This window comes from Streptomyces prasinopilosus (genome assembly GCF_001419695.1).
GTDB classification, from domain to species: domain Bacteria; phylum Actinomycetota; class Actinomycetes; order Streptomycetales; family Streptomycetaceae; genus Streptomyces; species Streptomyces prasinopilosus.
In genome coordinates, this window is the sequence record NZ_LIRG01000252.1 from 1 (window position 1) to 10,896 (window position 10,896).

The 10,896-nt window shown below is 73.2% G+C and carries 11 protein-coding genes; 5 read left to right on the plus strand and 6 right to left on the minus strand.

The features are described 5' to 3' along the window. Window positions 1-286 precede the first annotated feature (286 nt). A complete protein-coding gene (locus AOK18_RS11920; protein ID WP_055694313.1) occupies window positions 287-1,342 on the plus strand; it encodes a glycosyltransferase family 2 protein in 1,056 nt (351 codons plus the stop codon). Window positions 1,343-1,445: 103 nt separating this feature from the next. On the opposite strand, the gene AOK18_RS11925 is transcribed toward AOK18_RS11920, so the two are convergent. Then, entirely contained in the window at window positions 1,446-2,603 is a 1,158-nt protein-coding gene (locus AOK18_RS11925) for an acyl-CoA dehydrogenase (RefSeq protein WP_055694314.1), read from the minus strand. 252 nt (window positions 2,604-2,855) lie between these two features. Between AOK18_RS11925 and AOK18_RS11930 the strand changes: the two genes are divergently transcribed. Then, window positions 2,856-4,199, plus strand: coding sequence for a UDP-glucose dehydrogenase family protein (locus tag AOK18_RS11930; RefSeq protein ID WP_055694315.1), 1,344 nt, complete (start codon window positions 2,856-2,858; stop codon window positions 4,197-4,199). A 191-nt stretch (window positions 4,200-4,390) separates the two neighbouring features. Here AOK18_RS11930 and AOK18_RS11935 read toward each other — a convergent pair whose 3' ends face one another. Then, window positions 4,391-4,936: a CGNR zinc finger domain-containing protein gene (locus AOK18_RS11935; RefSeq protein WP_055694316.1), complete on the minus strand. Its 546-nt coding sequence runs from the start codon at window positions 4,934-4,936 to the stop codon at window positions 4,391-4,393. A gap of 126 nt (window positions 4,937-5,062) precedes the next feature. Between AOK18_RS11935 and AOK18_RS11940 the strand changes: the two genes are divergently transcribed. Together AOK18_RS11940 and AOK18_RS11945 are read left to right on the plus strand one after the other, a co-directional pair. Next, window positions 5,063-5,422, plus strand: a complete 360-nt coding sequence (locus AOK18_RS11940; RefSeq protein WP_055694317.1) for a VOC family protein — start codon at window positions 5,063-5,065, stop codon at window positions 5,420-5,422. A gap of 14 nt (window positions 5,423-5,436) precedes the next feature. Beyond that, the gene (locus AOK18_RS11945) at window positions 5,437-5,829 is read left to right on the plus strand and encodes a VOC family protein (protein ID WP_055694318.1); all 393 of its coding nucleotides are present in this window, start codon (window positions 5,437-5,439) and stop codon (window positions 5,827-5,829) included. 64 nt (window positions 5,830-5,893) lie between these two features. On the opposite strand, the gene AOK18_RS11950 is transcribed toward AOK18_RS11945, so the two are convergent. Genes AOK18_RS11950 through AOK18_RS11960 form a run of 3 tightly spaced genes read right to left on the minus strand, consistent with a single transcriptional unit; the run spans window position 5,894 to window position 8,813 of the window. After that, the gene (locus AOK18_RS11950) at window positions 5,894-7,087 is read right to left on the minus strand and encodes a dipeptidase (RefSeq protein WP_055573019.1); all 1,194 of its coding nucleotides are present in this window, start codon (window positions 7,085-7,087) and stop codon (window positions 5,894-5,896) included. 5 nt (window positions 7,088-7,092) lie between these two features. Further along, window positions 7,093-7,623, minus strand: coding sequence for a 5-(carboxyamino)imidazole ribonucleotide mutase (gene purE, locus AOK18_RS11955; RefSeq protein ID WP_240503150.1), 531 nt, complete (start codon window positions 7,621-7,623; stop codon window positions 7,093-7,095). After that, window positions 7,620-8,813: a 5-(carboxyamino)imidazole ribonucleotide synthase gene (locus AOK18_RS11960; protein WP_055694319.1), complete on the minus strand. Its 1,194-nt coding sequence runs from the start codon at window positions 8,811-8,813 to the stop codon at window positions 7,620-7,622. Before AOK18_RS11960 ends, purE begins: the two co-directional genes overlap by 4 nt. 207 nt (window positions 8,814-9,020) lie before the next feature. Between AOK18_RS11960 and AOK18_RS11965 the strand changes: the two genes are divergently transcribed. Next, window positions 9,021-9,578, plus strand: coding sequence for a GtrA family protein (locus AOK18_RS11965; RefSeq protein ID WP_055694320.1), 558 nt, complete (start codon window positions 9,021-9,023; stop codon window positions 9,576-9,578). Window positions 9,579-9,685: 107 nt separating this feature from the next. Here the strand turns inward: AOK18_RS11965 and AOK18_RS11970 are convergent, their stop codons facing one another. Then, on the minus strand, window positions 9,686-10,894 hold the full coding sequence (locus AOK18_RS11970) for an ATP-binding protein (protein WP_240503151.1): 1,209 nt from the start codon (window positions 10,892-10,894) through the stop codon (window positions 9,686-9,688). Window positions 10,895-10,896: the final 2 nt, after the last annotated feature.

Consider the following 10,896-nt stretch of genomic DNA (forward strand, 5'->3'; position numbering starts at 1 on the left):
CCGCCGACCGCTCCCGCGCGGCGGCTGCGGTCGGCGTGGCGGCGTGCTGCGGGGCCGGGGGGGCCGTGACGAGGCGGGCAAGGGGGACACCTCCGGGCGAGGGCCGTACGAGGGGGGCGCGAGGGGGAACGGGCGGACGGAGCAAAGGAACGTATGGGGTCATACAGGGACGTACGGGGTCGTACGCGGAATCCTGAGCACCGTAGGCCGATACGATCTGCGGCCCGGCGCAGCCGCACCCGGCGCGCGCACCGCTGTCCCCCGTTCGCGGTAACGTGAGGCCCCTATGAACGCCAATCCCGACGTGCGGCTCCCCGCCGTTTCCGTGATCATGCCCGTGCTCAACGAGGAGCGGCATCTGCGCGGCGCCGTCCGCGCGATCCTCGCCCAGGAGTACGCCGGCGAGATGGAGGTCGTGATCGCCCTCGGTCCGTCCACGGACCGCACGGACGAGATCGCCGCCGAACTCGTGGCCGAGGACCCGCGGGTGCACACCGTGCCCAACCCGACCGGCCGCACCCCGGCCGCCCTCAACGCGGCGATCGAGGCCTCGCGCCATCCGGTCGTGGTCCGCGTCGACGGGCACGGGATCCTCTCGCCGGGCTACATCGCCACCGCGGTACGGCTCCTGGAGGAGACCGGCGCGCAGAACGTCGGCGGCATCATGCACGCCGAGGGGGAGAACGACTGGGAGCGCGCGGTCGCCGCCGCGATGACGTCCCGGATAGGCGTCGGCAACGCCGCCTTCCACACCGGCGGTGCGGCGGCCCCCGCCGAGACGGTCTACCTCGGGGTGTTCCGGCGCGAGGCGCTGGAGCGGCAGGGCGGCTACAACGTGGAGTTCATCCGCGCCCAGGACTGGGAGCTGAACTTCCGCATCCGCGAGGCCGGCGGACTGATCTGGTTCTCGCCGGAGCTGAAGGTGTCGTACCGGCCCCGGCCGACCCTGCGGGCGCTGGCCAAGCAGTACAAGGACTACGGCCGTTGGCGGCACGTCGTCGCCCGCTACCACGCGGGGTCCATCAACCTGCGCTACCTGGCCCCGCCGGCCGCGGTGTGCGCGATCGCGGCTGGGACCCTGGTCGGTGCTCTGCTCACCCCGTGGGGCTTCGTCGTGCCCGGCGGCTACCTCGCGGCGATCGTGCTCGGTTCGGTGCCCGCGGGCAGGGGGCTGCCGCTGAAGGCGCGGCTGCGGATCCCGGTGGCGCTGGCCACCATGCACATGTCGTGGGGCTGGGGCTTTTTGACCAGCCCGCGCTCCCTCGCGAAGAAGGTCATCGCCTCCCGCCGCCCCGCGGTCACCGCGGACGCGGGCACGGACGCCGGCACCCCGGCCGCCTGAGCCGCGCCCGGCAGGACGGCGGCCCCCTCCCGGACACGGGAAAAGGCCGGAGGGCGCCCGCGTTACGCGACTCGGGCGCCCTCCGGCCGTCAGCGGGCCGGGGTCACGGCAGGTTGCGGGCCATCACGATCCGCTGGACCTGGTTCGTGCCCTCGTAGATCTGGGTGATCTTCGCGTCGCGCATCATGCGCTCCACCGGGTAGTCGCGGGTGTAGCCGTAGCCGCCGAGGAGCTGGACGGCGTCGGTGGTGACCTCCATGGCGACGTCGGAGGCGAAGCACTTGGCGGCGGCGCCCTGGAAGGTGAGGTCGGCGTCGCCGCGCTCGGACTTGGCGGCGGCGGCGTAGGTGAGCTGGCGGGCGGCCTCGATCTTCATGGCCATGTCGGCGAGCATGAACTGGATGCCCTGGAAGTCGGCGATCGGCTTGCCGAACTGCTTGCGCTCCTTGACGTAGCCCTTGGCGTAGTCGAGGGCGCCCTGGGCGATGCCGAGGGCCTGGGCGGCGATGGTGATGCGGGTGTGGTCGAGGGTCCGCATCGCGGTGGCGAAGCCGGTGCCCTCCTCACCGATCATGCGGTCCGCCGGGATGCGGACGTTGTCCAGGTAGACCTCGCGGGTCGGGGAGCCCTTGATGCCGAGCTTCTTCTCGGGGGCGCCGAAGGAGACGCCCTCGTCGGACTTCTCCACGACGAAGGCGGAGATGCCCTTGGAGCGCTTGGCCGGGTCGGTGACCGCCATGACCGTGTAGTACTCGGACTCGCCGGCGTTGGTGATCCAGCGCTTCACGCCGCTCAGGACGTAGTGGTCGCCGTCGCGGACCGCCTTGGTCTTCATGCCGGCCGCGTCGGAGCCGGCGTCCGGCTCGGAGAGGCAGTACGAGAACATGCCGTCGCCCTTGGCGAGCCGGGTCATGTACTTCTTCTTCAGCGCCTCGGACCCGGAGAGGATCACCGGGAGGGAGCCGAGCTTGTTCACGGCGGGGATGAGGGAGGAGGAGGCGCAGACGCGGGCCACTTCCTCGATCACGATGACGGTGGCGAGCGCGTCGGCGCCCGCGCCCCCGTACTCCTCGGGCACGTGGACGGCGTGCAGGTCGTTCGCGAGGAGCGCGTCGAGCGCCTCCTGCGGGAAGCGGGCGTCCTCGTCCACCGCCGCGGCGTGCGGCGCGATCTTCGCCTCGGCCAGCGAGCGGACGGCGTCGCGGAGCATGTCGTGCTCCTCGGACGGGCGGTACAGGTCGAAGTCAGCCGATCCGGCCAAGGTCTCTCACTCCAAAGACGACGAGGTGCGACGAGAGGCGACACTCTGGGTGGTGCTCTGAGGACGCTAACTACTGTTAAGTAACTCCCATTTTAGAACTCCCGCCCCCTTCCGCAGGACGTGAGTTTGGTGACAACGCGGCGGTCGCGCGGCCGCAACGGGCGGGAATGCGCGGGATCGCCCCGTGCCGCGGGCCCGGGCGCCCCGGATATGCTCAGCCCGCACTGGCTTCCGTACACCCCTGGAGCACGCATGGCCCTCAAGATCACCGTGATCGGCACCGGTTATCTCGGTGCGACCCACGCGGCGGCCATGGCGGAGCTCGGGTTCGAGGTGCTGGGCCTGGACGTCGTGCCGGAGAAGATCGACATGCTCCGGCGGGGCGAGGTCCCGATGTACGAGCCGGGGCTGGAGGAGCTGCTGCGCCGGCACGTGGCGGGGATCGAGGGGTCCACCGGCCGGCTCCGGTTCACCATGGACTGGGCCGAGGTCGGTGCGTTCGGCGACGTCCACTTCGTCTGCGTGAACACTCCGCAGCGGCACGGCGAGTACGCCTGCGACATGTCGTACGTCGACTCCGCGATCGCCTCGCTGGCCCCGCACCTCACCGGTCCCGCGCTGGTCGTCGGCAAGTCGACCGTGCCCGTGGGCTCGGCCGACCGGCTGGCCGCCTACCTGGCCGAGCACGCGCCGGCCGGTGCGGACGCCGAGCTGGCCTGGAACCCGGAGTTCCTGCGCGAGGGCTTCGCCGTCCAGGACACGCTGCACCCGGACCGGGTCGTGGTGGGGGTCGGGAGCGAGCGGGCGGAGAAGCTGCTGCGGGAGGTGTACGCCACGCCGGTGGCCGAGGGCACCCCGTTCGTGGTGACCGACTTCCCGACCGCGGAGCTGGTGAAGACCTCCGCGAACTCCTTCCTCGCCACCAAGATCTCCTTCATCAACGCCATGGCCGAGCTGTGCGAGGCCACGGGCGGCGACGTGGCCCGGCTGGCCGAGGCCATCGGGTACGACGACCGGATCGGTCCGAAGTTCCTGCGCGCCGGGATCGGCTTCGGCGGCGGGTGCCTGCCGAAGGACATCCGGGCGTTCATGGCGCGCGCCGGTGAGCTGGGCGCGGACCAGGCGCTGACGTTCCTGCGGGAGATCGACTCGATCAACATGCGCCAGCGCGGCCGGATGGTGGAGTTGACCCGGCAGGCGCTCGGCGACGGGGCCTTCCTGGGCAAGCGGGTCGCGGTCCTCGGCGCCACCTTCAAGCCGGACTCGGACGACGTGCGGGACTCGCCGGCGCTGAACGTCGCGGGCCAGATACACCTCCAGGGCGGCCAGGTCACCGTGTACGACCCGAAGGGCATGGACAACGCCCGGCGGATCTTCCCGACCCTCGGGTACGCGGACTCGGCGCTCGAGGCGGTGCGGGGCGCGGACGTGGTGCTGCACCTGACGGAGTGGCGGGAGTTCCGCGAGCTGGACCCGGCGGCGCTGGGCGAGGTCGTGACGCAGCGGCTGGTCCTGGACGGGCGCAACGCGCTCGACGCCGAGGCGTGGCGCCGGGCCGGCTGGCGCTACCGCGCGATGGGGCGCCCCGCCGCCTGACGGGACGGGCGGCGCGCCCGGCGCGACGGAGGACGCCGGTTCGGCCGAACCGGCGTCCTCCTGCATTCTGCACCACGGGGCGGGACCGGTGGGGCCGGTGTGACGCCCACGACGCTTCCGGGCCGGGCCGTGACCGCGGTCGCGGCGCCCGCCGCGGTGGTGGCCGCGGCGGGCGCCGGCCGCGGTGGTGTTCACGGCTGCGGCGCCGGCCGCGGTGGTGGTGGCGGCTGCTTCGCGCGGTAGCGGCGCATCTTGGCGCGGGCTCCGCACACCTGCATGGAGCACCAGCGGCCGCGCCCCGCGGGGCTGCGGTCGTAGTACGCCCAGTGGCAGTCGGCGGCCTCGCAGGCCTTCAGCCTGGTCCACGTGCCCGCCACGACCGCTTCCGCGACGGCCGCCGCGACCCGGGAGAGCAGGGGGCCCCGGTCGACGGGGGCGAGGGCGGCGGAGCCGTCCGCCGGGTCGACGGCGACCACCAGGGGGGCCTTCCGGAGCAGCGTGCCGAGCGGGACGACCGCGCGGTGCGGCGGGTGGCCGGCGTGGGCGAGCAGGGACGCGCGCAGCGCCTCGCGCAGGGCGCGCGCCGCCTCGACGCCGGCCGCGTCGTCCTCCGGGAGCCCGAAGCGGGCGCGGCCGTCCGCCGTGTCCAGCGCGTCGGCGCCCGACTCCAGGTCGAGCGTGTTGACCAGGTCCTGGACCAGGACCAGCCCACCGGGCGCGGCCGATCTCTCACTCATGTCCGGACGGTACCTCCCGTGTTCCCGCGCGTTCCCCTTGCGACGTTACCTCCTCTGCGAGAGCATGCAGTAACAGTTACCGGTCACCCGCCTCTGAGGGTAACCGGGGGATGCGAGGAGGAAGTCATGCCTGTTGCCGAGGTGGGCGCCGTCGTCCTGGACTGCGCCGATCCGCGGGCGCTGGCCGGTTTCTACGCCGGGCTGCTGGGCGGCACGATCGAGGGCGAGGGCGACTGGGTGGACCTCCGGGTGCCCGGCGGGCCGGTGCTCGCGTTCCAGGAGACTCCCGGGCACGTACCGCCGCGCTGGCCGTCGCCGGACCACTCGCAGCAGTTCCACCTGGACCTGACCGTCGAGGACCTGGACGCCGCCGAGAAGGAGGTGCTGGCCCTCGGCGCGAAGCGGCTGGACGCGGAGGACCGCTCGCGGTCCTTCCGGGTTTACGCGGACCCGGCGGGGCACCCCTTCTGTCTCTGCGCCTGCTGACACCGGGAGGACCCATGGCCGCCGTGGCCCGTCTGCGCTCCGTCGTCGTCGACTGTCCCGAGCCGCGCGAGCTGGCCCGCTTCTACGCGGCCGTCGGGGGCGGCATGCCCGAGGAGGAGGACCCGGACTGGGTGGTGCTCCAGATCCCCGCGGGGCCCCGGCTGGCCTTCCAGCGGGCGCCCGGGCACAACCCGCCCGACTGGCCGCGGGCCGACCGCGGCTCGCAGCAGTTCCACCTCGACTTCGACGCGGGGGGCACCTGGGAGGAGCTCGACGAGGCCGAGCAGAAGGTGCTGGCGCTGGGGGCCCGGGTACTGGACCGGGAGGACGACGAGAGGAAGGACTTCCGGGTGTACGCCGATCCGGCGGGGCACCCGTTCTGCCTCTGCCGGATCGAGCAGCCGTAGGGCCGGCCCGGCCGCGGCCCGGGCCGGGACCCCGTCCGGCGGATCGTGCCGGGGCCGGGCGGCCTCAGCCGTCGAGGGACTCCAGGGTCGCGTTCGACGGGGCGGTGGTCGCCCGGAGCCCGCGGGCGGTGTCCTCGGCGGCGCCCAGCACCCGTACCGCGTTCTGCCAGGTCAGCTTGGCCAGATCGGTCCTGGACCAGCCGCGGTCGTGCAGCTCGGCGATGAGGTTCGGGTAGCCGGAGACGTCGCGCAGGCCCTCGGGGGTGAAGGCGGTGCCGTCGTAGTCGCCGCCGATGCCGAGGTGGTCGACGCCGGCGACCTCGCGCATGTGGTCCAGGTGGTCGGCCACCGTGGCCACGGTGGCGACCGGGCGCGGCCGGGCCTCCTCGAAGGCGGCGTGCACCTTCATCGCCTCCGCGGTGGTGTCCAGGTGGTGGAAGCCGTGGGCGCGCAGGTTGGCGTCGGCCTCGTTCGTCCAGTCGACGGCCGCCTGGAGCACGAACTTCGGTACGAACGTCACCATCGCGACGCCGCCGTTGGCGGGCAGCCGTTCCAGCACGTCGTCCGGGATGTTGCGCGGGTGGTCGCAGACCGCGCGGGCCGAGGAGTGGGAGAAGATCACCGGCGCGGACGTGGTGTCCAGCGCGTCGCGCATCGTCGTGGCGGCGACGTGCGAGAGGTCGACCAGCATGCCGAGCCGGTTCATCTCCCGGACCACCTCGCGGCCGAACGCCGACAGGCCGCCCACGCCGGGCTCGTCCGTCGCCGAGTCCGCCCAGTCCACGTTGTGGTTGTGGGTGAGGGTCAGGTAGCGCACCCCGAGTTCGTACAACCCACGCAGGGTGCCGAGGGAGTTGGCGATGGAGTGGCCGCCCTCCGCCCCCATCAGCGAGGCGATGCGGCCCTGCCGGCGCGCCTCCTCCATGTCGGCGGCGGTCAGCGCGGGCGCCAGGTCCTCGGGGTGGCGGTCCAGCAGCCGCCGTACGCAGTCGATCTGTTCGAGGGTGGCCGGCACCGCGTCGGGCAGGTCCGCGCGGACGTACACCGACCAGAACTGCGCGCCGACGCCGCCCGCGCGCAGCCGCGGGATGTCGGTGTGCAGGTGGGCGGCCTGGTCACCGGCGATGTCCAGGGCGTCGAGGTCGTAGCGGACCTTCTCGCGCAGCGCCCAGGGCAGGTCGTTGTGCCCGTCGACGACGGGGAACTCGGCCAGCAGGGCGCGGGCGGCCTCGAGCGACGCGGAGGCGGAGGGCGTCACGGGGCTCACTTCCCGAAGCCGAAGCCGTTGCCGGAGCCTTCGGCCCTGGCCCGCAGGCGCTTGCCCTTCTCCGTGGCCTGGTCGTTCAGCTCCTGCTGGAACTCCCGCATCCGGCCGAGGAGTTCCTCGTCGTGGGCGGCGAGCATGCGGACCGCGAGCAGGCCCGCGTTGCGGGCGCCGCCCACCGAGACGGTGGCGACCGGGACACCGGCCGGCATCTGCACGATGGAGAGCAGGCTGTCCATGCCGTCGAGGTGCTTCAGCGGCACGGGGACGCCGATGACGGGCAGCGGGGTGACCGAGGCGAGCATGCCGGGCAGGTGGGCGGCGCCGCCCGCACCCGCGATGATCACCTTCAGCCCGCGGTCCGCCGCCTGCTCGCCGTACGCGATCATCTCGCGGGGCATGCGGTGCGCGGAGACGACGTCGACCTCGTGGTCGATCTCGAACTCGCCGAGGGCCTGGGCCGCGGCCTCCATGACGGGCCAGTCGGAGTCCGATCCCATGACGATGCCGACGACGGGGCTGGGGCTCATTCGGTGATCGTGCCTCTCAGGTAGCCGGCTGCGTGACGGGCGCGTTCCAGCACGTCGTCCAGGTCGTCGCCGTAGGTGTTGACGTGGCCGACCTTGCGGCCGGGCTTCACGTCCTTGCCGTACATGTGGATCTTCAGCCGGGGGTCGCGGGCCATGCAGTGCAGGTACGCGGAGTACATGTCGGGGTAGTCGCCGCCCAGCACGTTGACCATCACCGTCCACGGGGCGCGCGGGCGGGGGTCGCCGAGCGGGAGGTCGAGGACGGCGCGGACGTGGTTGGCGAACTGCGAGGTGACCGCGCCGTCCATGGACCAGTGGCCGGAGTTGTGCGGGCGCATGGCGAGCTCGTTGACGAGGATGCGGCCGTCGCGGGTCTGGAACAGCTCCACGGCGAGGTGGCCGACGACGCCGAGTTCCTTGGCGATGCGGAGCGCCATCTCCTCCGCGCGCAGGGCGAGCTCGTCGTCGAGGCCGGGCGCGGGCGCTATGACCGTGTCGCAGACGCCGTTCACCTGCCGCGACTCGACGACCGGGTAGGCGACGGCCTGGCCGTGCGGGGAGCGGACCACGTTGGCGGCCAGCTCGCGCACGAAGTCGACCTTCTCCTCGGCCAGCACCGGGACCCCGGCCCGGAACGGCTCGGCGGCCTCCTCGGCGGAGCCGACGACCCACACGCCCTTGCCGTCGTAGCCGCCGCGGACGGTCTTGAGGACCACCGGGAAACCGCCCGCCCGTCGCCCGCCGCCCCCCTCGCCGGAGGGCGCGTCGTACCCGTCCCTCTCGAGCTCGTCCGCGAAGGCGGCCACGTCCGCGGGATCCGCGACGATGCGGTGCCGCGGGCAGGGCACGCCGATCGCCTCGAGCCGGGCGCGCATCACGCCCTTGTCCTGGGCGTGCACCAGCGCCTCGGGGCCGGGGCGGACGGGGATGCCGTCCGCCTCCAGGGCCCTCAGGTGCTCGGTGGGCACGTGCTCGTGGTCGAAGGTGATCACGTCGCAGCCGCGGGCGAACGCGCGCAGCGTGTCCAGGTCGCGGTAGTCGCCGACGACGACGTCACCGACGACCTGGGCCGCGGAATCCTGCGGAGTGTCACTGAGGAGCTTGAACCTGATGCCGAGCGGGATGCCCGCCTCGTGTGTCATACGAGCGAGCTGGCCCCCGCCGACCATGCCGACTACCGGGAACGTCACTCCCCCAGGGTATCGGTCGGACCGCGGTGGCCGGTTCCACGGCTGTTCCACGGCTGTTCCCGGCCTGTCCGCGGCCGTTCCCGGACGGGTGTGCGACTCCGGGGTCCGTCCACAGGAAGATCGTACGGACGGGTGGTTAGCATGGTCTGGTTGACGCCGTCCCGGCGTCGCATCGACGCCACTCCACGGACGGGGGCCGGCACGACCATGGGACGCGGTTCCTCGGGGCCCTCGACGGGCGCCCCGGCCCCGCGCGGCTCCCTGCGGCAGCGCCTCGACCGGCTCGTCCGTGAAGCCGCGAAGTTCGGCGCGGTCGGCGGGGCGGGGCTGCTGGTCAACCTCCTCGTGTTCAACCTGGTCCGGCAGGTGACCGAGCTCCCGGTGGTGCGGGCGAGCGTGGTCGCGACCGTCGTCGCGATCGTCTTCAACTACCTGGGGTTCCGCTACTTCACGTACCGGGACCGCGACAAGTCCGGACGCACCAAGGAGATGTCGCTGTTCCTGCTGTTCAGCGTGGTCGGCCTGGTGATCGAGAACGGTCTGCTGTACACGGCGACCTACGGGTTCGGCTGGGACAGCCCGCTGCAGAGCAACGTCTTCAAGTTCCTCGGCATCGGGGTCGCCACCCTGTTCCGGTTCTGGTCCTACCGCACCTGGGTGTTCCGCGCGCTGCCGGGCGCCGCGGCGGTGGGGGCGCCGACGGGTCCCGTCGCGAAGGGCGGGCACGGGCCCGCGGGGCCGCCCTCCCGCCAGCGCGTGCCGTAGGCACCGGGTCCCGGGCCGGCGCCGGGGCGTGCGCCTGCGCACGTCCCGTCCACCACGCCGTTCGCGGCTCTCCTCACCGCGCGTCCCGGTTCACCGCGCGGCCCCGTTCACCGCACCGTCTGGCGGCCGTCGTCCTGGGATTTCCGCGGCGGGGTGCGGGAGAGGAACAGGCCGAAGACCGCGGGCTTGGCCTGGAGCATCTCCAGCCGGCCGCCGTCCGCCTCGGCGAGGTCGCGGGCGACCGCGAGGCCGATGCCGGTGGAGTTGTGGCCGCTGATCGCGCGCTCGAAGATGCGGGCGCCCAGGTCGGCGGGGACCCCGGGGCCCTCGTCCGTGACCTCGATGACGGCCTGGTTCCCGGTGACCCGGGTGCGCAGGGCGACCGTGCCGCCCCCGTGCATGAGCGAGTTCTCGATCAGCGCGGCCAGGACCTGGGCGACCGCGCCCGGCGTGCCGACGGCGCGCAGGTGCCTCTTGCCGGAGGTGACGATCGCGCGGCCGGCGCTGCGGTAGGCGGGGCGCCACTCCGCGAGCTGCTGCTGGATCACCTCGTCGAGCTCGAAGGTGACGGCCGAGCCGGTCCGCGGGTCGCGGGAGTTGGTCAGCAGCCGCTGCACCACGTCCGTCAGGCGCTCCACCTGCGCCAGCGCGATCGTCGCCTCCTCCTTGACCGTCTCGGGGTCGTCGGTGAGGGTGATCTCCTCCAGCCGCATGGACAGCGCGGTCAGGGGGGTGCGCAGCTGGTGGGAGGCGTCGGCGGCCAGCCGCCGTTCGGCGGTCAGCATGCGGCCGATGCGCTCGGCGGAGGAGTCCAGCACGTCCGCGACCCGGTCCAGCTCGGGAACGCCGTAGCGCCGGTGGCGGGGGCGCGGGTCGCCCGAGCCGAGGCGCTCGGCGGTCTCCGCGAGGTCGGTCAGCGGCGAGGCGAGCCGGTTGGCCTGGCGGACCGCCAGCAGGACCGCCGCGATCACCGCCAGCAGCGCCACCAGTCCGATGATCAGCAGGGTGCGGCCGACCTCGCGGGTCACCGAGGAGCGCGGCTCCTGGACGGTGACCGTCTCGCCCTCCTCGCCGGACGCCGAGGCGCTGATGGCGTCGCCCTCCGGCTTGTCGCCGATCTCGATGGGCGCCCGGCCGGGCAGGCGTACGACGACGTAGCGGTCCTCGGTGACCTGGTCCCTGAGGACCGCCGCGGTGACCTTCTCCTCGACGAGCAGTCTGCTGTCGACGATGCTGGCGAGCCGCACCGCCTCGGACTCGACCCGTTCCCGGGCGCTCTCGGTGATCGTGCGGGTCTCCACGATCACCAGGGACACGC